The following is a 23,462-nucleotide window of genomic DNA, read 5'->3' on the forward strand; positions in this document are numbered from 1 at the left end:
CCTAAAACTGTAAACCCAACCTAACACTAAAGTAAAATGAAGATAAAACTAAGATTACCGAATTTGGACAAAATTGTTTTATTGATAATTCCATCTCTTATAATCTTCGGGTGTATGGGGGATTCAAGTTCCATTGAAAGAATTCCATATACCATCTTCGATGATTTCGAGACAGGCGAGTTGTACGGTTGGGAGCAGTACCCTTATGCAGAGGATATTGGTTTTGATGCCCTGTTCTCCACTCATGAGACTCCCACCCATAATAACAGTAAGTATGCATTGGCAAGGCCTGTAAAGCCCAATGATATAGTGGAAGTTTACCAAGGTTTCACAAAGCGAATCGATATCTGGACACTGCCGGAAACCAAAGTGAAAATGGCAATTTATTTGCAGAGCGATCGGAATGCGGAGAAATTGGATGTATCGCTGGGTACTTTTGAAGGCGAACTCTATCACCATATAATTGAAAACGTAGAGGCGAACCAATGGATTGAATTGGACATTCCCATAGAGGCTTTTAAGTCTGAAAATGGCCCATTGAAAGCGGGAGAACATATCCAAGTGGCAACCATTGAGGCAAGTTACCCTCAAGTGTATTATCTGTATACCTATACCATACTGATGGATGATTTCTCTATAAATGGAGAACGTGAAAGGCAATTCATTGCAACGACACCCCCATCCGAGAATTTTGATATGTTCGGGGTTTCCGTACTCAAAAAACACTTTTTTCATGGACAGGATATAGCCTTAAGGACAAAACCGGAAGGTAATGTTCAGCTCAATCAGGTGAAAGGAACACTGTTTGATGGTCAAGGAAATATTGTAAAACAGGACATCACTTTTGAGGAAGAAGGAGGGGAATGGATAAATGAATCCATTTATAGCCCAACCGAAAAGGATGCCACGGGGCAGTGGGAAATAGTACTTGAAGGAACCTCTGGGGATGGGAAAAAAATAGCGTGGGGCTTCAAGTTCCTTATGCCCGGAAAACGCCCTACAGAGCACCCTCGTTTGTTCTTTTCCAAAGGAGAATTAAAAGAGCGACTGGAAAACGAGACTTCGCCAGTGGCCAAGAAAATCCTGGAAAACGCATTGGAGGATACCGATTTTATGGAAGTGGATATTGCCTCCATTAATGAAGGGGTGGACTATACCGCTGAGAATTTGGTAGGAGGACCATACTCAAAGACCTCGGTTGGTTTTAACGCCTATGCAGAATGGAACAACCCCAATAGGGCACTGGGAAGGATCATAGAGGAAGGAAGCTTTCGCTATGCATTTACCGGAGATCGCGAAGCTGGCGAAAAAGCAAAAGAGGCATTGTTAAAATTGTGCGCTTTCAAAAAGTGGAATGCAGCTTGGATGCTCGAGCGACAATTCTGGACCTATTACCCAGTAGGGTACACCCTTTTGCCGGTTTCGTATGGATATGATTTGCTGCATGATCTACTTACGGAAGAAGAACAAAAAATGGTAAGAGAAGCCATTATGGAAAAGGGACTCAAGCTTTTCCATAGGGATATGGTGGAAATGAACCGGATGTCATCCAACCTCACCAACCATATAGCCGTTTTGGTGGGTGGTCACGGTGTGGCAGCTACCGCAATCTATGGTGATGATCCCGATAACCCCTATCTGGAACCCTATCTTTCGGGAATTATCACAAAAGCCAAGGCGTTTATTGACAACACCTATTATGAAGATGGAAGCTATGGAGAACCCAAGTCGGGTTACATGAATATGGCAACACGCGAAATAGTGCTTATTATGGAGGCTTTTGAAAGAAACTTTGGGATAGATTGGACTGAGTCCACCAATGTAAAAAGTTTTTACAAATATCCTTTGCAGGCCACACACCCAAGTGGAATAATGCCCGATTTTGGTGATGGAGGCCATACCTTTGGTGGATTTTCCAAACTTCATTCTGGAAGCAGCTTGAATAAAAAGGGCAGTGGATGGAGTTCAATACCTGGATTCACCCAAGATCATGCCCAATATTTTGTGTATAGAATGGGCAATCCATATTTATATCCCCATGTAAAATCTTTTTGGGATGAAGGTAAAGGAGGATATTTTGGGTATTTATGGTATAGGGATGATATAGACCCGGTTTCAAGGAATACCTTGCCAAGCTCCAAGATTTTTAATGCCCAAGGGATGGTGATGCGTTCAGGTTGGGATGATGCCTCAACAATCATAAGCGTTAGAATGGGCCCCCATTCCAACCATTATCATTTTGATCAAGGTACCTTTCAAATCAATGTCAATGGAGAACGATTGCTTACGGACCCTGAGTACGGTAAAGGGGGGTATTATGCCAATTTGGATTACAATTTATACAACATACAGGCCATTGCCCATAATGTAATGCTGGTAGACCATGATCCTGAAAGTCAGAAGGCGGCACATTACGATAATGGTATTGCCGCCCATAGGATCTGGCCAAGAACACATGGTTTTGCAGGGGAAATAGCAGATGCATTTGAGGGAGATCTAACCAGCGTGTACAAAGACAAGCTGGAGAAGTACAACCGTACAATGCTCTTTAATAAGTCGCGCGCAATGTTTCTTCTTGATCAAGTAAAAAGTAAATCAACGGAAGGTCATGTTTACGATTGGCTTTTCCATGCTCCCGAAAATTCCATGGATTATAAGAACAACAGGGTTACGATTGATCGTCCAAAGGCCAGAATGACCATTGATATTATTTCCCCAAAAATCGAGTCTGGTGTTATCCGTACCAATAAGGACGATGCCGAAAGTTTTGTGACACTTACCAGTGCGCCCAACTTAACGGAAGCAAACTTCATGGCTGTACTGTTGCCCGAACCCCAACTGTCGGGAGCTTTTGGGCAACGACCCCAAACCGCGCGGATAGATGAAGAGGGATGGCTTGCCGCCCAAGTAAAATACAATGATGGAACGGTCGATGTAGGTGCCTTTAGGGTGGAGGAGGCTTCCAATGAAATATTTGGTTTTTCCACGGATGCCAATCGTTTCACCGCCTCTTTAAATAGGAATGGAACTCTGGATAAGGTTTATTTTGAAGGAAACGATTTCAAAGGATATGGTATTTCAATCAAAAGTGGGGTTCCAATAACATTCGCATGGAGTTCGGAACCATCAACAAATAAATTGGAAGTACAATCAGATAAGGAAACCGAATTGGAGATATCAATGGATCGGAGTCCTTCTTCGGTGACAATGAATGGTAGTGAACACCAAGCATGGGAGTATGTGGCCAATGATGGATTATTGAAAATCATGGTGCCGTCAGGTAGAAACGATATATCCATAAAGCGGTAGTAATGTGTAACAAGCTAATGCTGTTTTTGTTTTTGCCTATGTTGTTCGGGTGTAGCCCAGAAGAAGTGGATAATGTATATGAGGTGGCCAAAAGGGAAGTCCCCATTGAAATAGACGGGGATTGGTCAAAAGATGCTTGGAGGGATGTCCAGCCATTACAACTGGAGAACCACATGGGGGAATATCCAGAGCACATGCCAAAAGTCCAAGTGAAGGTTATGTACGACGAGGAGGCTATCTATGTGATCTATAAAGTGGATGATCAATATGTTAGATGTGTTCTGGAGGAGTATCAAGACCCAGTTTCCCAAGACAGTACCGTGGAGTTTTTCTTCACACCGGGACAAGATATACAGAAAGGGTATTTTAACTTGGAAATGAACTGCGGTGGAACAGGGTTGTTCAAATTTCAAGAAAAGGCCAGAAAGGGACAATTGAAAATTCCCAAGGAAAGTTTTGATCACATAACCGCGGCACATTCCCTTCCTAAAAAAGTGTACCCCGAGATCAAGGAACCTGTTACATGGACCCTTGAGTATCGGATTCCATTTGATGTATTGTCCACGTATTTTGATGAAATGGAGTATCCAGCCCCGGGGGTGGAATGGAAGGCCAATTTTTATAAAATTGCGGATAAGAGTTCACATCCTCATTGGCTCACATGGTCGTATGTGGATAACCCCAAGCCACAATTCCACCTACCGGAGTTTTTTGGGACCCTACGTTTCCGGTAACGGTATTCCATTACGTACGGAAATCCATTCAAAGGGAAAAAATCATATAGGTCAGTATTGAAAAGCTCAAGGTCCCCTAAATTGATAAAGCACATGAAGAAATCAGTTGATAGGCGCAAATTTGTCAAGATAGCGGGTATAACCTGTGGGTTGGGGTTGGCAATGACCGGTCCATCTGTGTTTATGCTGCCTTCCAATGGAGAAAGGTCGGAAGATGGAACTTTAGGGGATTCATCGATTGTTTTAAAACATACAAAGAAACAACAATGGACCGCCAAAGAATTATGGGATATGTCCACTTCCCAAGGCCTACAGTTTAAAGATGACAGGATTGTTCTTGAAGATCGTATTCTAATTGAAGATGATGCTTCCGGATTGGGCGCTATCGATGAAGGGTCGTGGGAAATCTTCAAGAAGGGGACCGTGTTGAAGAAGACCCTGATGGTAGATAGATTGCCCGATACCGACGCCAAATTGGCCATACTGATTTATGCTGTAAATACATCCGACCATACAAAACAAGGAAAACTACAGGTCCGTGTGAATGGAAATGATCCCATTTTTTACCAGGTACGCCATAACTGGACTTCCATATCTATTCCCGCTGACTACATCAAAACGGGTAAGAATGAAATTCAGGTAACCACTAAGGACTCGGAGTCTATATTTCATGTTCCCATCGCATTGTATGACAATTATAGGTATGGGTCCTTAGAACCCCATACCCCTAATTTTCGAAGTGCAAGGAGTTTGGATAATGGATTGACATGGTCCCATGAAGGTCTGGGCGTCAACAGTGATAAGAAGGGTGAATACCCCATTCGGTTAAACCTAAGGGCATATAAAGAAAGTGGTTGGTTACAGACCAATACCATTGATATGGCAGCCTCTGCCCAAGAGGAAATATTAAAACTCCCCGTCTTTGTTGAATCTTCACAATTTTCAGTAAAAGTGGGAGGAGATGAAAGCGTCTTGGTAAAAGTGAGAAAGGGCAATACCCAATGGCCTGAAGCCGGAGAATGGACCGACTGGCAAGAGGTGGAGACCAATGGGATCATTGAGCCAGGGCATGATCGGTATGTTCAATTTAGGATTGAATTTGTCTCAAAAACCGGTAAGGATACACCCATCTTAAAAGGGTTTCAAATAGATAGTGAGTTGGATTGGGAAGAAGCTTTGCATAACAGCATCTCCATTGTAGGCTCCAATACTTACCCCCTGATTAGAAGTTCCTATGAATTTCAATATGAGAATACTTTGCTACCCGCACTCCAAAAGTTACGTAAAGATTATCATTTGGATAATGTGGTCAAGGGGGCCACTACCGAATTTGAGAAAATATTGAAGCTAAGGGGGTGGGTGGCCAAGCATTGGGATTGGTTTTTGCCAGATGTGGAAGTTGAGGCCCAAACCGAATGGAATGCATTTCATATTCTTGATGATAAGGATCGTATGGGTAATCCCAAAAAAGTGGGGGGATATTGCCTGTATTATTCAATTGTATTGGCACAGGCTTGCCAGAGTTTTGGAATCCCTGCAAGGATCGTTAACATTAACCATTCGGTGATGGGAGGACACGAGGTGGTGGAGGTATGGTCCCGCGATTACGGGAAATGGATCATGATGGATGCAAACTTTGATTCGATGTTTGTCTATAAAAAAACGAACATCCCATTGAATGTACTTGAATTGCACCATATTTTTTTGGACACCTATTATCCAGATGAGGTTATGGATAGGGATTCGTGGACTATTGAAGATCGCGATCGTCGTTCAAAAGATATGGACGTTTCAAGTTTGCCTATACAAATACAGACGGGAGGCAATGCTTTGTCAGGTCAATTGAAAGATTACGTCTGGTGGAAGGTAACCGAAGGACAGGCCCCGGGATATGCAGGTGGTTACGGGTTTTTCAATACCGCTTTTCTACGCTGGCTTCCACGGAGCAATTGGCTTAGCCAGCCTTTGCCTATGCCTATAAATCATGGCCGTACCCATTGGGGATGGGATGGGTATTTAGCCTGGACAGATGCTCAGACCCCAATGACCAATGAACATCGAAACTTTGTTTCCCGTGAATCTGACCTATACGAAAACCTGTTTTCTGTTGATTTTAGTGCTGAGCCTGCAAGCCAAGATGGTCTATTGCGAATTGTAATGGCTACCAACAGTCCCAATTTAAGATATTTTGAGGTCAAGGATAACAACAATATGTTGAATACCGAAGACGCGACCTATCTGTGGAAACTATCAACAGGAATAAACAGGCTGGAGATTAGAACGGTTGATGTGTTGGGCAATAAAGGACCAATAAGTTATATGACCGTAAGGTTTATGCCAGAATAGATATATCTATTAAAAATTAAAAGATTTATACGGAGATAAACTAATTTTTTTGTACCTACTTCTAAAAATCAATGGTTTTGGAAAAAACAACAGAGTCCGATTCAATGTGATACACGCCAGGTTTTAATTGACGATCCAGATAATTTAGAATGTCCAGTTTTGAAAACACCATCCTATAGCCAGGTCGTAAATTTTGATTTTGGGCATAACATAGATTTCCTTCCACTTCATTACTATCCAGATAGGTTAAACCCCAGTATTTGGACAAACGTTCGGTAAACTCCGTGTTGATGTCCAATACCATCAAGGATTCTTTACTATAGCGTAATCCTATGGTTTTGAAGATAAAGATTTCGGATAGTTGTACTTCCATTTTGGCATATTGGTTTGCTTTTGGAAAAGTATCATTTTTTTCTGAACTCAACTTGATGCTTGTTTTACAAGGTATTGTTCGGGATAACACAAACGGCAAGCAGCCCAGTGATCATCAAAGTAATGGGGATGTAACAAAAGGTATTTATTAAATTCCATTACTTTTTAATGCAACCTTAATACATTTATGTCATCAATCTATAAATGATATAACCTTACTTTATGAAAAAAAATGCTTTTGTGTGCCTTGCGGCACTGGTTACTGGAATTTTTATTACTTCGTGCACTTCTGATGATGGAGAAGATTGCCCAGGGGATTTTACGGGGGCGCTTGATGCAAATGAGCAAAAATTGATAGGGACATGGATACTCTCGTCCATAGTTTCAATGGAAGAAGTCGATATTACGGATGATGGCGAAGACAATCCCAGCAATGACATATATGCCCAGTATTCGGATTGTCAAAAAAGCACTTTCTACACCTTTAATTCCAATCGGATATATCAGTTAGGACAGAGTCAAAGTTTTGAAGGTTGTGAAAAGGCGGTCACTGTAGAGGGAAGTTGGCAATTGACATCACAGACTTTGGGTTTGGTAAGAAATTGTACACTTCAGAATATAGGCGTTGTATTCAGCGCGGATGAAACTAGATTTAGCTTTTCGGGTAACTATACGGTCACCGAGGAAAATGGCAATATTGTACAGACTGATATTACCTTTACCTATACGTTAACACCATAGATTGATTGACTGAAATAGGTGATGGGTACATCAAAAAATATATCCATCCATTTTTGCATGGACCGATAAAAAAACAAAACCACCCAATACATGTATTGGGTGGTTTTGTCTTCGCTAGTAGTATTTTAAGAAAAATAGGTTTATTTAAAAATTAGGGTGAAAGTAGTGCCTTGGTCAACCTTACTTTCAACCTTAATGCTTCCCCCAAGACTGGTGATGTGGCTTTTCACCAAATAGAGCCCCACACCCTTGCTATCTTGGTTGCCATTGTTCTTCTCACTAATCTCAAAAATTGAATTGCCCATTTTTTCCAAATCTATTCCAATACCATTGTCCGTGTAGACAATGGTTTTCTTACCATGGTCTTCCCTGGCCATAATGCAGATGACAGGGGGAATATTGGGTTGGGCATATTTTATGGAATTGGTTATAAGATTAAGAAAAATACTTTCCATGAACCGTTCCTTGAACGCAACTTGTTCCATTTCCGAAAAATCGGTATGGAAGACCACCCCTTCTTTTTGTATCAATGAGCCAATGGAACTTTTGACTTTTTGGAATGTTAGGTCCAGACGAACTTGTTCCAGTTTTTCTATTGGGGCTTCTCTTTGCTTCAACGCATCCAAATAAGAATTCAGGGAGTTCTTCAAACCTTCTGCGGAAAGCGATATCAAGTCCAATATTTCAACAGTGTCCTTATCATTGATCTTGGTAAGGTCTATCAAATTGAGGAGGGACAATAGGTTGTTGAGTGGGGATCGTAGGTCATGGGGTGTGGCATAATTTTGTTGCCTGAGGGTTTTATTTACCCTGGATAGTTGGTCCAGATGGTTGATGCGCTCCTGTTCCAATCTCTTGGTGTGGGTAACATCCCTGGCTATGGCATAGATCAGCCCTTTTTTTGATACGGGTATTGAGGTCCAATGCAGCCAAATATGCTCTCCAGATTTGGTGATATATCTGTTTTCAAAGTTGGTCAGCGGCTTGTTTTTCAATAATTTTTCTCGATGTCCGGCGGTTATTTCCCTATCCTTGGGGTGGATGAAACTGGAGATCAACCTTGATTTCAATTCCTCCTCCGAATATCCCAAAAGTGATTTAAGCGAGGGGTTTACCTTTACGAAGTACCCTTCATAATCGGCAATGCAAAGACCATCCAAAGACTGGTTAAAGAATGGTTCTAGTGTTGGATTCATCTGTGGTTGGTTACTTGTTCCTATTTGGTATTACTTCAGTGGGTTGACCAAATAAATCTTTTGGATTGATTGGATGATGTCAAGAGTAACGGCAAGCACGCCAAACTCCATTAAAAATATTTGTTGCAAGAATAAAACAGTTCTACGGCCATTTTATTTTATCAACACTAAAATTATATAAAACCGATCAGTAAGGAAATATCCCTAAAAGGATTTAACGATTTGGAGTTTTATTGTATTCCATTTTTCCCGGGATAATCGATAGCACTTGGATTTTTTATGGTAATGGAAAGTATGTTGTACAGTGGTCCATTTTTCGGTTATATAATAACCGAAAATAACAGTAGTGTTAGATGTATCGAATTTGTTGGCATCTACGGGATAGATTCATAATTTTAAGGATTCAATGTAACTTCTATGCGATATACTAAAACTAAAGCTTCTTTTACGGGAACATTTTTATTGGGATTTGAACCAACCCTTAAACCAAGACTATGGGTTTTGTAACATTTGGTGAAATTTTATTGCGGCTCACCCCTTCGGAAAGAGGGTGTAAAATCGGTTCTTCCAACTACATGGAGATGAACTTTGCTGGTTCCGAGTCAAATGTGGCCTCTTCATTGGGTGTTTTGGGAAATTCAGTCCAGTTTGTGACCAAGCTGCCCGATAATGATTTGGGAAGGGCTGCAAGCGGCTCTCTCTTGTCTTATGGTGTTACTGTTGACAACATACGCTTTGGGGGAAATAGAATAGGAATCTATTTTATAGAAGTGGGAAGCTCCATTAGACCTTCCAAGGTTATTTACGATAGAAAGGATTCTGCAATCAGCACAATTTCCGATCAGGAGTTTGACTGGTCCCGAATCCTTGCGGACAAAGAATGGCTCTTTATTTCGGGGATTACACCTGCACTTTCCAAGAATTGTGCATTGGAAACCATCAAAGCAGCGGAAACGGCCCATAAACTGGGTGTGAAAGTTGCTTTTGACCCCAATTTTAGAAGGACGTTATGGACGTCTTCCTCAGAGGCCAGAAAAGTGTACTTGCCCATACTGGAGAATACCGATTTGCTTTTGGGTAACTATGGCATGTTGCAGGACGTATTTGGATATGAACCCAACGGACAGGACACCATGGAAAAATCCTTGGACGCCATAGAAGAGGCGGTAGGACTTCTGGGAGTCTCGAATATTGCCTTTACCGTTCGTGATCATTTTTCCGCAAGTAAAAACCGTTTATCGGGATTACTTCGCATAGATAATGGAGAAATACTGTCTGGGCCCAGCTATGAAGTTGCCATTACCGATCGTTTTGGTACAGGTGATTCATTTGCTGCCGGACTTTTGCATGGTTTGGGAAATCAGTGGGATACCCAAAAATCCTTGGATTTTGCCACAGCGGCCTTTGCCCTTAAACACACCATTAAAGGAGACCAGCACACCAGTAGTGAGGCAGAAATAAACTCGATAATGAACGGAAACATACAAGGACACGTACTGCGATGAACAAACAGGAAATCACCTCCTTGCTTGAAAAGGAGAAATTGGTGGCCATCATTAGGCAAAAAAATCAGCAAGAAGTTCAACCCATAGTACGTGCACTGGTGGAAGGTGGGGTCAAAGCGTTGGAAATCACCTCCAATACCCCGGGGTTCTTAGAGGAAATCCGGAATGCTAGAACGTTATACCCCAATGTTTTGGTTGGAGCGGGAACAGTGACCAACAAGACCTTGGCCCAGCAAGCCATAGAGGCCGGGGCCCAGTTTTTGGTGACGCCAAACGTAGAGGTATCCATGATTCCGTTGGCTCACTCCCACGGTGTTCCTGTAATCATGGGGGCACTGACGCCTTCAGAAGTTTGTATGGCCCATGAGCATGGGGCCGACATTATTAAACTATTCCCGGCAGGGATTTTTGGGTTGGATTATTTCAAGGCCATAAAAGGACCATTGAATACTCTGAAATTTTTTGTGGTGGGTGGAATAAGCACCGATAACATCAAGGAATGGATGATGGCCGGTGCCGATGGTTTTGGGATTGGCAGCGAGCTTACCAAAATGGGTGACCCCGGAAACCCAAATGAAATAACTCAAAAAGCCAAAAGTTTCATAGAGCAGATTGAAGCCTGTCAATGATATATTCCGTCTTTTCCTGAATTATGTCAAAAGAAGTCATTGAGTGCAATGACCGCCTTATAGGATATGATCAGTGAAAAGCAGAATGCGGTGACCAGACCGATGTTCATCAACACACTTGCCCTTTGGCTTCCCATAAGTTTTTTGCTGTTGATCAATACAATAATCCCACCTATGACCAAGGGAAGCACAAAAACGTTGGCCACTTGAGTGGCTATTTGGGCAATTATAGGGTTGGCTCCCAGTATAGGAACAATCAGTCCTACCAAACAGGCTACCGCTACCAAAATCTTAAAAGTAGGGGTGTTGGTCTCCATTTTTCCACTCTTGTAGTCACTGATCAATAGAGGCAGTACCATTAAGATTGGAAATATGGAAGATATCCCCGCACTCATGGCACCCATCATAAATACGGCCACGGCCATTTTGCCAGCTACGGGTTCCAAGGCCTGAACCATGTCCAGTACATTGGTGACCACTTTTCCATCATAGAACAAGGCCCCCGTGGCAGCGATCATTATGGTGGCGGAAATGGTCAAAAGAAAAATCGCGGAGACCATGGCATCCTTTCGCTGGTCACTCAAATTGGAAATGCCCCATCCCTTTTCCTTCAATAAGATAGGACGTACCACAAAGGTTGGGGCAGCCATGGTGGTTCCAACAAAGGCGGCCACCATTAAATTTCCACCAGGGGGAATTCGGGGAATCAGTCCCTTCACGATATCCTCCGTGGATGGTAAGACCATAAACATGGAAAGGATAAAGGATAAGCCCATCAGGGTCACGAAAATGACCAATATTTTTTCGAAGAATGAGTATTTCCCTACCAGTAGAAAAATATACATGATGATAATGAGCAAGATGGATATGCCCAGTACGGCCCAATAGTTCTCCTCGTTCAAGCTGGGAAAAAACATGCGCATGAATTCATAAAGGGCGTTACTGGTGAGTCCCAATATCCCGGAAAGGGAACTCCACTGTCCCATGACCACCCCTGCAATGGTCACTATGGCAAGGGGTTTACCCCATTTCAAGTAATTTTTAAAGGCATTTATGGCAGTTTTTCCGGTCACTACGGCAAAACGGCCGTATGCATCCATGAGTATCCAAGAGAAAAACGCACTAAGGCATAACACCCAAAGCAATTGCATACCATACATACTACCGGCTTTGATCATTGCCGTAACACTTCCTGTTCCTATGGTATATCCAATGCAAAAAATTCCGGGTCCTACAGATAATAGGATGGCCCAAAGTTTATAAATAATGGAGGTTTTCCGGGTGGGGTTGCTCCCTGGTTTTGTGTTTTCCAAACTGTTGTCATTTTATGTGCGTGATAAATATAATCACATTTGTATCTCGTTCCACGGAAATTGCATCGCTCCGGGCCAAAGTTTAGTTATGGCTTCAACAATGCCGATCAAAAATGTTATCAGGGAGGCATAACCTCAAAAAAAGACCTCTTAAATGATAACGGAATCGGAAAAAAAGAGGCTGTAGATCAAGGACATGTAGTATATTGAACAGGAATGAATTTTAAGTGACCCATCAAACAACCTAATTGAAGAATGAGAGGAAAAATTATTGTACTTCTGCTTTTTTGTATGTATGCCAGTCATGGTATCACAGCCCAAGAATTTGATATTGCCGTACTGGGGGGGCATGTGATCGACCCAAAAAATGATATCAACGAACCGATGGATGTTGCCATAAAAGATGGCAAGATTGCCTTGGTTTCCAAAAAAATAAATGGGAAACGGGCCAAAAGAACCGTGGATGCCAAGGGTTTGTATGTAGTTCCGGGACTTGTGGATATGCATGCCCATGGATTCTTTGGTGTGGAGGATGGCCATTATCTCAGAAACAGTTTTTATGCGGTATCCCCGGATGGATTTACTTTTCGGAATGGGGTTACCACCATGGTCGATGCGGGAAGTGCGGGATGGAAGTCCTTTAAGACATTCAAGGAGCAGACCATTGATCGATCACATACCCGGGTTCTGGCATTTCTCAATATTGTGGGAGAAGGAATGAAAGGTGGGGCGTGGGAACAAGACACCTACGATATGGATGCAAAACTAAGTGCCCTGATGGCCAAAACGTATCCTGATTTGATCGTAGGGTTTAAAGTGGCACATTTTAGAGGGGATGGCGAAGATTATTTTGTGCCCATAGATCGAGCTATCCAAGCTGGGAACATGGCTGGAAACATTCCCGTGATGCTGGATGGTAAATTGGAAGATGAGGTTCTACGCCGTTTCCGACCGGGAGATATTTTCACACATACCTATGGCCGGCCCATTATTGATACCCTGATCAACAAGGTAAAACCTTTTGTAAGGGAGGCTCGCCAAAGAGGTCTCATATTTGATGTGGGGTATGGAGGAGCAAGTTTCATGTACGCCAATGCCATTCCAGGAACCAAGGATGGCTTTTTTCCAGATGTCATCAGTACCGACCTCCATGGCGGTAGCATGAATGCCGCAATGAAGGACATTATGAGTATTATGTCCAAGTTTATGGCTTTGGGCATGGGTCTGGAAGATATCATCACCGCCGTGACCTGGAAACCTGCGGAAACCATAAAAAGACCTCAATTAGGGAATCTTTCCATAGGGTCCGAAGGCGATGTGGCCATCTTCAATATCCGTGACGGTAAGTTTGGGTTTTATGATCAGCGAGGAGAAAAAATGTCGGGCACCAAAAAGTTTGAATGTCAAGTGACCATAAAAGGTGGTAGGGTCTTTTATGATTTGAACGGACTTACATCACCACTTCCAAGGGTGATCAGTGGGGTTCCAAGAATGTAAAACTTGGAAATGATCGGTAACCTTAAGTTTTGACCCATGAACTGGAACCAAGTTGTAGACCCGTTTGACAATATTGTATGGTCTTTGTTGATTGCCCTAATTCCCATAGGCACCATCTTTTGGGCTTTGGCCGTAAAAAAGATGAAAGGGCATAAGGCTAGTTTATATGCCGCCTTAATGGCAATCTTAGTTGCGGTGTTCATATATGGCATGCCGGTAAAGTTGGCATTGTTGTCCTTCGGACATGGTGTCTTATACGGCCTGTTTCCCATTTGCTGGATTGTGGTAACTACGATTTACCTGTTCAACATCATTGTAAAAAGCGGCCAGTTTGAAATTATAAAACACTCCATGGCCTCGATTACCTCGGACCGGAGATTACAAGCCTTGTTGATAGCCTTTGCCTTTGGTTCTTTTTTGGAGGGAACTGCAGGATTTGGCGCGCCAGTGGCCATTACGGCTGCCATGTTGGTAAGCCTTGGATTCAATGCTTTCTATGCGGCAGGAATTTGTTTGATTGCCAATACAGCTCCTGTGGCATTCGGCGCTATCGGTATTCCCATAACAGTGGCTTCACAGGTTTCGGGAATACCTGAAATGGCCATCTCTCAAATGGTAGGTCGAACGTTGCCAATCCTCTCCTTGGTGCTTCCATTTTATCTGACGATGCTGGTATGCGGGTTTAAAAAATCAAAGGAGGTTTTTCCTGCCATATTGGTTTGCGGGGTATCTTTTGCTTTTTTACAATGGTTCTCCTCCAATTTTTTGGGCCCGGAACTTCCAGATATTATTGCCGGACTGGGTTCCATAATCTGTCTTATTGTTTTTTTGAAATTTTGGAAACCCAAGAATATATGGAGATTTGCCAATGAAGACCCAGAAACACACGCTTCGGAAGGCACCTTTTCCAAAAAACAGATTGCTAGGGCCTGGTCACCTTTTGTGATACTGGCCGTATTGATAATCATTTGGGGTTTGGGTCCCGTCAAGGAAAAGCTGGATGTGATCGGTACGTTCAAGTTTGATATAACAGGACTGCACAATGTAATTGTGGATGGTCAGGGAAATAAGATACCCCATTCGTACAAATTCAACTATTTATCAGCAGCTGGAACCGCTATTTTGATCACCGCACTATTGTCCATACCCATATCGGGGATGAAGTTCAAGGAGGGCTTAAAACTCTTCGGGGAAACCCTAAAGCAATTAAAGTTGCCCATCATTACCGTTTCGGCCATTTTGGGGTTTGCCTATGTGGTGAATGATTCGGGGATTGTAATTACAATTGCCTTGGTGTTGGCGAACACGGGAGTTTTATACCCATTCTTTGCCCCAATCCTTGGTTGGCTGGGTGTTTTTGTGACGGGCTCCGATACTTCTTCCAACGCATTGTTCGGTAAGCTCCAATATGAAACGGCAAAAACAATCGGGGTAGACCCTCTGGTGACCGTAGCTTCAAATACTTCGGGAGGTGTGGTCGGAAAGATGATATCACCACAATCCATCGCTGTAGGTACTGCTGCCGTGGGATTGATAGGTAAGGAAGCCCAACTTTTTAGGTATACGTTAAAACATAGTCTGATAATGCTCCTACTGATTTGCTTGATCACTTTGGGACAGGCATATGTGGTCAAGTGGATTGTTCCAATATGGTGAGGCAAAGAGTTTTGGGCAGGGTAAGCCGGTTTACCGAAATATAAATCTGGCCAAGATTTATCATGCTGATAGTTTCATAAACCGAGTGCAGGGAGGGTATGATTTGGCCGCAAAATGGATTGACTAAATAACCACTATAACATCAAAACTAAATGAATTCGAAAAGTAAAATGATGAGAGGAATGGCTCCGATGGCGGCCCTTACATTTCTTTCGTTGGCGCTGTTCCAGTGCACACCAAAAACCAATGAAGTTGTCCTAAAAGGAGACCTGGATAATGGCGGACTGTTCCTTCCGAACGGATTTGAAGCATTGGTAGTGGTTGATAGTATTGGGCGTACAAGACATATTACGGTCAGTGAAACGGGCGACATTTATGCCCAATTGAGCAATTCCAAAGACGGGAAGGGAACCATTGCCTTACGAGATCTGGATCAAGATGGTAAAGCGGACAGTATTGTACACTTTGGGAATTTTATTGAAAAGGGCAGGGGAGCCACTGGGATTACCATACATGATGGATATTTATATACCAGCACACGAAAATTCATTTACAGAAACAAGATAAAAGAGGGAGAATTGGTTCCAATTAGTGAGACCGAGCTGGTACTTACGGATATGGATCCCAACGTGGGAAGAAATTGGCATACCACCAAGCCGGTCGCGTTTGATGATGAAGGACATATGTACGTTCCTTTTGGAAGCCCCTCCGATGCCTGTCAGGACATGGCACTTTACGGACCGGTAGGCATCCCCAATGGAAAAGGATTGGAGCCTTGCCCTGAACTGGAAATGCATGCCGGAATATGGCAATTCGAGGCCAACAAAATAGGACTCACCCAAGAAGACGGGACAAAGTTTGCCACAGGTATCAGAAGTGTTGTTGGGATGAAATGGAACCCAAAGGATAAAAGTCTGTATGCCGTGGGCAATGGAATTGACAACTTCCATACCATGTTCCCGGATGTTTACTCCAAGTGGCAGGCCGCTGTGCTTCCTTCAGAAAAGCTGATGAAGGTAACCGAAGGATCCAATTATGGATGGCCTTATGCCTACTATGATCATATGAAGAAGAAGAACGTCTTGCAACCAGGATATGGCGGTGATGGGGAAACCATTGGTAGGGCCGCCCAGTTTGATGAGCCCGTAATAGGCTTTCCAGGACACTGGGCCCCTATGGATGTTTTGTTCTACGATGGGAATCAATTCCCCGATCGCTATAAAAATGGGGCATTTATTGCCTTCCATGGATCAACGGATAGAGCCCCTTATCCCCAAGCCGGGTTTGTGGTTTGTTTTGTTCCCTTTGATGAAAATGGGGAATCAACCGGGGAATGGGAGGTTTTTGCAGATGGTTTTGCCAATTTGGAAGTGGTCGCCAATACCAGTGATGCCATATATAGACCTATGGGGCTTTCTACAGGCCCTGATGGTTCGCTTTATATAAGTGAATCCAACAAGGGAAAGATCTGGAGGATTATGTACCATGGCGACAAATCTGGTTTTGGAAGGGAGCAGCTGGCATCAATGGAGGAAATAAAACAAACCAAGTCTTACATTAAAGATCCGGATCCCGTAAAAGATGTTATTTCCGAAGGAGATCTTCATAGTGGAAGGATACTATACAATACCTATTGTGCTGCCTGTCACCAAGGCGATGGCAAAGGGGATAACAATCGTTTTCCACCTCTTCGAGATTCAGAATGGGTAATGGGCGATGAGAGCAAACTGATCGATGTGGTCCTCAACGGAATCCAAGGCCGAATAGAGGTTAATGGAAAATCATATGATGGCCTAATGCCTGCCAATAGTCATTTGGACGATCATGCCATTGCCTCCATCCTTACCTATGTGCGTAAAGCTTTTGGCAATGAATCGCCCCCGGTGAGCGCTCTTGATGTTGAAAAAATAAGAAAGGAAACCACCGATAAAAAATAAAGCTCCTGTTTTAGGTAGCCACATGTATTTTGAATTTGGCTTAGCGTATGGACGCTACCAAATAGGTTAAAATTCTCCCGACCGGGGAGTTTCTCCCCGGTCTCCTCTAAGTTCTATATTTTTTATTTATCATAAAAAATTGATTTTCAGGTTTTTATGAGAGTATCTCATTTTTCGGTTTTTAAGGCATGGACTTTGCCAAATAGAATACCATGCGTTTTGAAACTTGATTTTTCCACGGATTTTGGATAAGTAGTTTCCAAAAATCCTCAAATGGTAATCAAATGAGGGACGGTGCTTAAAATTCCAAGGGAATGGACAAATCATACAATGGAACTTAAAATGGAAATATGGTAGGTAAACTCTCAATACGACAACGGATACAAGTGGGCTTTGTTCTGGCAACGGCTTTTTTGCTGGTTTTGGCTTCCAATTTGTTGGATAGGAAATATTTTTCCACCATCCAGGAAACCGTTAAATCCATATATGATGACCGGATAGTGGTGCAGGACTATATCTATCAATTGCAGGATATGGCCCATGAAAAGGAAATAGCCTTTATAAAAGGTGAAAATTTGGAGGAGAATAAGGATATCAAAGTTTTGTTAAACGATTTTTCCAAAACCAAATTGACCCGCGATGAGGCCAGGTTACTGAAACAATTGGACCATCAATTCTCAGGATTGGAGCCCTTGGAATTGGCCATTTCGACCAAAACTGTTTCGCAAGCTGAAAAAGTCAAGGCATTGGATCAGTTGGATCGAATACACAAAACCTTGGATGGCCTTGAAAAGATTCAACTGGAACAGGGTGGGGTGTTGACCCAGCTTTCCGAAAAAAACTTAAGGGTCAATAAGATGTTATCAAACCTGGAGATAGCATTCTTGACCATAATTGGCGTATCCATTTTAATATTGGTATTCTATCCGGTCAAGGTTTTAGAAACCATCCGCTGAAATTCCACCTATACATCACTAAAATTTATATAACCCATGAAAGAATTGGTTAGGAGCTTATGCTCTACATGTAGGTATGCAACTTATTGCTCTTTGAGCCGGGATAGGTCCAATATCCAACTCTGCAATGAATACGTCCATCGGTACAATGGCACTGGTACTACCCTTATGGTCACCGATGAAATGAGTAATAGTTAAGTGTTCAATACAATTAAAATCCATCAAATGACAACGACAATAACATCGAGAAAAAAACAACCCAAACAAGGGATGTTGGATAATGTCATGAGGCAGTTCAACAACGCTGCGGACATTATAGAATTGAACAAGAATATCCGCAAGATCCTTGAAGTGACCAACAATGAATTTATTGTCCACTTTCCGGTTCGGATGGATAATGGAGAAGTGGAAATATTTACGGGCTACCGCGTACAGCACAATAATGCCCTTGGGCCATACAAAGGTGGATTACGGTACCACCATACGGTGGATATTGATGCAGCAAGGGCCTTGGCCATGTGGATGACCTGGAAGACTTCCTTGGCTGGATTGCCCTATGGTGGAGCCAAAGGAGGTATTCAACTGGACCCAACAAAATATTCCCAAGATGAACTGCAGCGCATTACCAGAAGATTTACCTATGCCCTTGGGGACAATATTGGTCCGGAATTGGATATCCCGGCACCTGATGTGAACACGAATTCACAGACCATGGCCTGGATTTTGGATACCTATATGTCTACCAAATCTCCCAATGAGCGTTCAAAGAATTTGCATGTGGTTACCGGAAAACCTATTGGTACAGGTGGCTCCGAAGGGAGGGACAGGGCAACCGGTTATGGGGTTTTCTTGACCATCAAGTTTTGGGCCGAACATAAAAATGTAAATCTGAAGAATAAAAAGTTTATCGTTCAAGGTTTTGGTAATGTGGGATATTGGGCGGCCTACTTTCTGGAAAAAGAAGGTGCCATACTTACTGCGGTGCAGGATGCCTACGGTAGCATACATAATGATACAGGAATCTCCACGGAAAAACTTTTGGACTATTCAAAGGCCAATAAAGGAAGTATTTTGGGTTTTTCGGATGCTCGCCCAATAGAGAACACCGAGTTCTTTGATTTGGATTGTGATATCTGCATTCCTGCCGCTTTGGGAAATCAGATTACGGTGGAAAATGCACCGAATATAAAAGCGAGTCTGATTGCAGAGGGTGCCAATGGCCCAACGGATGTAAAAGCCGAAGAAATTTTGTTAAAACGGGGGGTGGACATCATTCCAGACATACTCTGCAATTCAGGTGGTGTTATAGGAAGTTATTTTGAATGGTTGCAAAATAGAAATGGCGAAATATGGCATTTGGATGAGGTGATGGAAAAGTTGGAAAGAAAAATGAGGGAATCCTTCACCAAGGTGGTCCATAAGGCAACATCCAAAAACCTGGATATGCGCACAGCGGCTTTTGTCATTGCCATTGAGCGACTCGAAGAAACCTATGTGCAAAGAGGTATTTTTCCATAGAGAGAAGAAATATAAGTACCCATAATGTTTTAAAACAAATACAATGAAATACGGGAGTTTGGTAATTGAAAAAAAAGAATATGTCCTTTTGAAAAGGTTGATGAACGTTTCGGGATATTATAAGGACACAACACTGAGGAGTTCTGTTCAGAAGCTGATGGGGGAATTACAGGCAGCGAAGATTCTGGATGAGGCAGATATGCCGGATGATGTCATTCGGTTCAATACAACCGTTACCATACTCTCCGAAAATGGATGGCACAAAAGGTTTAAACTGGTGGTTCCCAGCAAAAGTGATGTAAAAAACAACCATATTTCAATTTTAACCCCTATGGGATCCGCCGTCATGGGATATGCCAAAGGCGATTCGCTCGTATGGGAATTTCCATCGGGCAATCAGAAACTGACCATTGAAAATGTGGAGCAGGAGAACGAATCCATCAACCTAAACATGATGATCTAAAAACATATAAAATACTATGAGGAAATTTTTTTCCAATTTGAGAGGAGATATATTTGGCGGGGTTACCGCAGGGATAGTGGCCCTTCCCTTGGCACTGGCATTTGGTGTCAGTTCTGGAATGGGACCCAGTGCCGGACTCTATGGTGCTATTTTCATCAGCTTTTTTGCCGCACTTTTTGGTGGGACCAATACCCAGATTTCAGGTCCCACGGCCCCTATGACCGCAGTGAGTATGGTGGTGGTTACGGGGATTCTGGCATTGAATGATGGTAACTTGGAGAAAGCCTTGCCCGCCATATTGATGGTTTTTTTAATGGCGGGTCTCATCCAAATTGGATTGGGACTTGTAGGTATCGGAAAGTATATCCGGTATATTCCTTATCCGGTTGTTTCCGGTTTTATGACAGCCATTGGGGTGATCATCATTGTCACGCAGATTTTACCTTCAGTAGGGTACTATCCAAAGGAAGATATAGGACTTATTGATCAGTATAGGCCCGCGGCCCAAGAAACCCTGCTGAGGAAAATCCTCAAAGAAGAATCAGAGGAAGGAATGCTTGTGCTTGAGGATTTTCAGGAAACCATTGACCGATCTAGTGAAGTCTCTGAAGCTCATATTTTAAAAGAGGCCAAGGCCTTGGTAGGGAAGGATACCTCAGGTGTCATGGGTACTATCAAAATAATCCCGAGGGCATTGCAAAATATCAATTGGCTGGAACTGGCCTTGGCCCTAGCCACAATTGCCATCATATATGGTTTTAAAAAGATAACCACAGCAATTCCGAGTGCATTGGTAGCCTTATTGGTCGTTTCGGGTTTTGCGTATGGACTGAACTTGGAGTATAGACCCATTGAACAGATACCAGGAGGCTTCCCTGTAATTCATCTGGACATGTTCACACAGTTTAAATTGGATTCGGTGGCACCTTATATTTTTACCGCGTTGACACTGGCACTATTGGGGGCGATAGACTCCCTTTTGACCTCTGTGGTCGCAGATAATATGACCAAGACCCAGCATAAGCCCAACAAGGAATTGATAGGACAAGGAGTGGGAAACAGTGTGGCAGCACTATTTGGGGGTCTTCCCGGTGCAGGTGCTACCATTCGTACCGTGGTGAACATCAATGCGGGAGGTAAAACCAAATTATCAGGAATGATGGCCGGGATTCTTTTGTTGGTGGTATTGTTGGCCTTGGGGCCAGTAGCCTCAAAAATACCGGCGGCAGTATTGGCAGGAATCTTGGTAACTGTCGGTATTGGGGTAATAGATTATAGAGGGCTAAGGGCCATACCGTTTTTGCCTAGGGATGCCAAAATTGGTCCCTTTAAGGTCAGCTCCGAGGTGATTATCATGTTGGTGGTGATGGTATTGTCCTCGATTTGGAACCTCGTATATGCTGTAGGAGTGGGTCTAGTGATTGCCTCACTGATGTTCATGAAGAAAATGGGTGATCTCACGGCCAAATGGTCGGATGTAAAAACCTTGGAGGAAGAAAAAGGTTGGGCGGACGAAGTCAACTTTCCCGAAAACCTCAAAAAGGAAGTCTTTATCAAACATTTGAAAGGACCTTTGTTTTTTGGGTTCACCAGTGAGTTTCAACAATTGGCCAAACAGATCCCCAAAACCGCTTCAACGGTGGTCATTCGCATGGACCGTATGCAGTATTTGGACCAATCCGGGCTCTACACCCTCGAAGATGTAGTGATGGATCTTAAAAAATCCAATATCAAAGTACTCTTTGTGGGGGTTTTGGAACAACCCAAATATATGATGGAAAGGGTTAAGCTGATACCATCCTTGGTTTCCGAAAATCAAATTTTCAGCAGCTTTGCGGAATGCACCTCTGCCATAAAAAGCATGTATTTAGAGCAAGGGCGATAGGACTTCCCAAACATTGTCGGCAACCAGTTTTTGTCCTTCCACGGTAGGGTGGATGCCATCACCTTGGTTGAGTTCTGGGATTCCGGCCACATTCTCCAATAGAAAAGGAATCAAATTGATGCCTTCGGATGTGGCCAACTTAGGGAATATGCGCTCAAAGGTCCCGGTGTATTCGGGTCCCATGTTGGGTGGAATCATCATACCGGCCAAAATGATTTTGGCATTGGGAAGTTCACTTTGCACATGATCCACCATGCTTTGCAGATTGGCTTCTGTTTCCGTCAATGGAATGCCCCGGAGACCATCATTGGCACCGAGCTCTATAATAACGATGTCCACATCATCCTCCAAGACCCATTCCAACCGATTTTTCCCACTGGCTGTGGTTTCACCACTCAATCCGGCGTTGATCACGGTATAATTCAATCCCAATGAATCAATTCTTTGTTGGACCAAGGCGGGAAAAGCCTGGCTTTCCTCCAGTCCATAACCCGCGGTGAGGCTATCGCCGAAAAAAAGAATTTTCTTGTTGGAATGTGCAGTTTCGGAGGCTTGGCTTTCCACTTCGGTATCAGCATTTTGTGTTTTGTTGCCAGCGGTCTTTCCTCCACAGCCAGCAAGTAACAGCACCAAAAAATAACAAAACATTAACGGCTTGGGGAAGCATGGGGTTTTCATGGTCATAGTCAATTTTAGTATTTTGAGAGTTTTAACCAAAAGTGTGTATGTCAAAGATATTAAAAGTTCAAAACCTCTCTAAAACCTATCGGAGCGGTGAACATGACCTCAATGTACTCAACAATGTTTCCTTTGAAGTGTCCCGTGGTGAAACCTTTGCCATTGTAGGTCCCTCGGGAAGTGGAAAAACAACCTTGTTGGGGTTGTGTGCAGGACTGGATACCACCGATGCAGGTGAAATATGGCTCTGTGATCGCAACTTGTTCGATTTGGACGAAGATGGTAGGGCACGCTTAAGAAATGAAAATGTGGGTTTTGTTTTTCAGGATTTTCAATTGTTGCCCACACTTACCGCTTTGGAAAATGTGATTGTTCCCCTGGAGCTTCGTGGGATCAGAAATGCATCGGAGCAGGGTAGGGAACTACTGGTCAAAGTAGGCTTGGAGGATAGGTCAGGGCATTACCCTTCCCAATTGTCAGGGGGAGAGCAACAACGGGTTGCCTTGGCACGTGCTTTCGCGAATAAACCATCCATACTTTTTGCAGATGAACCAACCGGGAACCTGGATGATGAAACCGGAACCAAAATAGAGAATTTGCTGTTTGAACTCAATAAGGAACAAGGTACCGCATTGGTCATTGTGACCCACGATCTGGACTTGGCCCAAAAAACCGACAAGAGTATACGATTGCGATCTGGTAAGATTGAAGAAACGGTAGGTTGATT

Annotated in this window: 18 protein-coding genes; 14 read left to right on the plus strand and 4 right to left on the minus strand. The window is 43.1% G+C overall.

Features of this window, described 5'->3' with window-relative positions:
• Positions 1 to 114: 114 nt before the first annotated feature.
• From F8C76_RS00900 to F8C76_RS00910, 3 genes are all read left to right on the plus strand, one after another.
• Positions 115 to 3,309, plus strand: a complete 3,195-nt coding sequence (locus F8C76_RS00900) for a DUF4962 domain-containing protein (RefSeq protein WP_170283926.1) — start codon at positions 115 to 117, stop codon at positions 3,307 to 3,309.
• Positions 3,310 to 3,311: 2 nt separating this feature from the next.
• Positions 3,312 to 4,043 carry a carbohydrate-binding family 9-like protein gene (locus F8C76_RS00905; protein WP_211372091.1) on the plus strand — a complete coding sequence of 244 codons (732 nt, stop codon included), beginning with the start codon at positions 3,312 to 3,314 and terminating at the stop codon, positions 4,041 to 4,043.
• A gap of 93 nt (positions 4,044 to 4,136) precedes the next feature.
• Positions 4,137 to 6,389 carry a transglutaminase-like domain-containing protein gene (locus tag F8C76_RS00910; RefSeq protein ID WP_152130056.1) on the plus strand — a complete coding sequence of 751 codons (2,253 nt, stop codon included), beginning with the start codon at positions 4,137 to 4,139 and terminating at the stop codon, positions 6,387 to 6,389.
• Positions 6,390 to 6,450: 61 nt separating this feature from the next.
• On the opposite strand, the gene F8C76_RS00915 is transcribed toward F8C76_RS00910, so the two are convergent.
• Positions 6,451 to 6,762, minus strand: coding sequence for a hypothetical protein (locus F8C76_RS00915; RefSeq protein ID WP_152130057.1), 312 nt, complete (start codon positions 6,760 to 6,762; stop codon positions 6,451 to 6,453).
• A gap of 221 nt (positions 6,763 to 6,983) precedes the next feature.
• On the opposite strand from F8C76_RS00915, the gene F8C76_RS00920 reads away from it, so the two are divergent.
• Positions 6,984 to 7,502 carry a DUF5004 domain-containing protein gene (locus F8C76_RS00920; protein ID WP_152130058.1) on the plus strand — a complete coding sequence of 173 codons (519 nt, stop codon included), beginning with the start codon at positions 6,984 to 6,986 and terminating at the stop codon, positions 7,500 to 7,502.
• 140 nt (positions 7,503 to 7,642) lie between these two features.
• Here the strand turns inward: F8C76_RS00920 and F8C76_RS00925 are convergent, their stop codons facing one another.
• Positions 7,643 to 8,698, minus strand: coding sequence for a PAS domain-containing sensor histidine kinase (locus tag F8C76_RS00925; RefSeq protein ID WP_152130059.1), 1,056 nt, complete (start codon positions 8,696 to 8,698; stop codon positions 7,643 to 7,645).
• Between the two features lie 494 nt (positions 8,699 to 9,192).
• Here F8C76_RS00925 and F8C76_RS00930 point away from each other — a divergent pair, with 494 nt between their 5' ends.
• Positions 9,193 to 10,203, plus strand: coding sequence for a sugar kinase (locus F8C76_RS00930; RefSeq protein WP_152130060.1), 1,011 nt, complete (start codon positions 9,193 to 9,195; stop codon positions 10,201 to 10,203).
• The gene (locus F8C76_RS00935; protein ID WP_152130061.1) at positions 10,200 to 10,832 is read left to right on the plus strand and encodes a bifunctional 4-hydroxy-2-oxoglutarate aldolase/2-dehydro-3-deoxy-phosphogluconate aldolase; all 633 of its coding nucleotides are present in this window, start codon (positions 10,200 to 10,202) and stop codon (positions 10,830 to 10,832) included. Before F8C76_RS00930 ends, F8C76_RS00935 begins: the two co-directional genes overlap by 4 nt.
• A 26-nt stretch (positions 10,833 to 10,858) precedes the next feature.
• Here F8C76_RS00935 and F8C76_RS00940 read toward each other — a convergent pair whose 3' ends face one another.
• Positions 10,859 to 12,145 carry an Nramp family divalent metal transporter gene (locus tag F8C76_RS00940; protein WP_211372092.1) on the minus strand — a complete coding sequence of 429 codons (1,287 nt, stop codon included), beginning with the start codon at positions 12,143 to 12,145 and terminating at the stop codon, positions 10,859 to 10,861.
• A gap of 255 nt (positions 12,146 to 12,400) precedes the next feature.
• Between F8C76_RS00940 and F8C76_RS00945 the strand changes: the two genes are divergently transcribed.
• The 7 genes from F8C76_RS00945 (at position 12,401) to F8C76_RS00975 (ending at position 22,057) form a co-directional block, all read left to right on the plus strand.
• Complete coding sequence (locus F8C76_RS00945; protein ID WP_152130062.1) at positions 12,401 to 13,642, plus strand: amidohydrolase/deacetylase family metallohydrolase; 1,242 nt, start codon at positions 12,401 to 12,403, stop codon at positions 13,640 to 13,642.
• Between the two features lie 36 nt (positions 13,643 to 13,678).
• Positions 13,679 to 15,298, plus strand: a complete 1,620-nt coding sequence (locus F8C76_RS00950) for an L-lactate permease (RefSeq protein ID WP_152130063.1) — start codon at positions 13,679 to 13,681, stop codon at positions 15,296 to 15,298.
• 152 nt (positions 15,299 to 15,450) lie between these two features.
• Positions 15,451 to 17,235 (plus strand): PQQ-dependent sugar dehydrogenase, encoded by a 1,785-nt coding sequence (locus tag F8C76_RS00955; protein WP_211372093.1) that lies wholly within the window; start codon positions 15,451 to 15,453, stop codon positions 17,233 to 17,235.
• A 350-nt stretch (positions 17,236 to 17,585) separates the two neighbouring features.
• Complete coding sequence (locus tag F8C76_RS00960) at positions 17,586 to 18,191, plus strand: MCP four helix bundle domain-containing protein (RefSeq protein ID WP_129656232.1); 606 nt, start codon at positions 17,586 to 17,588, stop codon at positions 18,189 to 18,191.
• Between the two features lie 225 nt (positions 18,192 to 18,416).
• Positions 18,417 to 19,709, plus strand: coding sequence for a Glu/Leu/Phe/Val family dehydrogenase (locus F8C76_RS00965; protein WP_152130064.1), 1,293 nt, complete (start codon positions 18,417 to 18,419; stop codon positions 19,707 to 19,709).
• A 43-nt stretch (positions 19,710 to 19,752) separates the two neighbouring features.
• Positions 19,753 to 20,172 carry a GreA/GreB family elongation factor gene (locus F8C76_RS00970; protein WP_129656234.1) on the plus strand — a complete coding sequence of 140 codons (420 nt, stop codon included), beginning with the start codon at positions 19,753 to 19,755 and terminating at the stop codon, positions 20,170 to 20,172.
• A 16-nt stretch (positions 20,173 to 20,188) separates the two neighbouring features.
• On the plus strand, positions 20,189 to 22,057 hold the full coding sequence (locus tag F8C76_RS00975; protein ID WP_152130065.1) for a SulP family inorganic anion transporter: 1,869 nt from the start codon (positions 20,189 to 20,191) through the stop codon (positions 22,055 to 22,057).
• On the opposite strand, the gene F8C76_RS00980 is transcribed toward F8C76_RS00975, so the two are convergent.
• Positions 22,040 to 22,741 (minus strand): arylesterase, encoded by a 702-nt coding sequence (locus F8C76_RS00980; RefSeq protein ID WP_152130066.1) that lies wholly within the window; start codon positions 22,739 to 22,741, stop codon positions 22,040 to 22,042. The genes F8C76_RS00975 and F8C76_RS00980 overlap by 18 nt on opposite strands.
• 41 nt (positions 22,742 to 22,782) lie before the next feature.
• Between F8C76_RS00980 and F8C76_RS00985 the strand changes: the two genes are divergently transcribed.
• Positions 22,783 to 23,460, plus strand: a complete 678-nt coding sequence (locus tag F8C76_RS00985) for an ABC transporter ATP-binding protein (protein ID WP_152130067.1) — start codon at positions 22,783 to 22,785, stop codon at positions 23,458 to 23,460.
• The last annotated feature ends 2 nt before the right edge of the window (positions 23,461 to 23,462 follow it).

Source organism: Flagellimonas olearia (assembly GCF_009184425.1).
Classification (GTDB): Bacteria; Bacteroidota; Bacteroidia; order Flavobacteriales; family Flavobacteriaceae; genus Flagellimonas; species Flagellimonas olearia.

Coding starts and splice junctions, on each gene's coding strand:
- F8C76_RS00950 (WP_152130063.1), top strand. CDS start 13,679: ATGAACTGGAACCAAGTTGTAGACCCGTTTGACAATATTGTATGGTCT.
- F8C76_RS00965 (WP_152130064.1), top strand. CDS start 18,417: ATGACAACGACAATAACATCGAGAAAAAAACAACCCAAACAAGGGATG.
- F8C76_RS00970 (WP_129656234.1), top strand. CDS start 19,753: ATGAAATACGGGAGTTTGGTAATTGAAAAAAAAGAATATGTCCTTTTG.
- F8C76_RS00905 (WP_211372091.1), top strand. CDS start 3,312: ATGTGTAACAAGCTAATGCTGTTTTTGTTTTTGCCTATGTTGTTCGGG.
- F8C76_RS00955 (WP_211372093.1), top strand. CDS start 15,451: ATGAATTCGAAAAGTAAAATGATGAGAGGAATGGCTCCGATGGCGGCC.
- F8C76_RS00910 (WP_152130056.1), top strand. CDS start 4,137: ATGAAGAAATCAGTTGATAGGCGCAAATTTGTCAAGATAGCGGGTATA.
- F8C76_RS00975 (WP_152130065.1), top strand. CDS start 20,189: ATGAGGAAATTTTTTTCCAATTTGAGAGGAGATATATTTGGCGGGGTT.
- F8C76_RS00935 (WP_152130061.1), top strand. CDS start 10,200: ATGAACAAACAGGAAATCACCTCCTTGCTTGAAAAGGAGAAATTGGTG.
- F8C76_RS00980 (WP_152130066.1), bottom strand. CDS start 22,741: ATGACCATGAAAACCCCATGCTTCCCCAAGCCGTTAATGTTTTGTTAT.
- F8C76_RS00925 (WP_152130059.1), bottom strand. CDS start 8,698: ATGAATCCAACACTAGAACCATTCTTTAACCAGTCTTTGGATGGTCTT.
- F8C76_RS00915 (WP_152130057.1), bottom strand. CDS start 6,762: ATGGAAGTACAACTATCCGAAATCTTTATCTTCAAAACCATAGGATTA.
- F8C76_RS00900 (WP_170283926.1), top strand. CDS start 115: ATGGGGGATTCAAGTTCCATTGAAAGAATTCCATATACCATCTTCGAT.
- F8C76_RS00920 (WP_152130058.1), top strand. CDS start 6,984: ATGAAAAAAAATGCTTTTGTGTGCCTTGCGGCACTGGTTACTGGAATT.
- F8C76_RS00930 (WP_152130060.1), top strand. CDS start 9,193: ATGGGTTTTGTAACATTTGGTGAAATTTTATTGCGGCTCACCCCTTCG.
- F8C76_RS00945 (WP_152130062.1), top strand. CDS start 12,401: ATGAGAGGAAAAATTATTGTACTTCTGCTTTTTTGTATGTATGCCAGT.
- F8C76_RS00985 (WP_152130067.1), top strand. CDS start 22,783: ATGTCAAAGATATTAAAAGTTCAAAACCTCTCTAAAACCTATCGGAGC.
- F8C76_RS00960 (WP_129656232.1), top strand. CDS start 17,586: ATGGTAGGTAAACTCTCAATACGACAACGGATACAAGTGGGCTTTGTT.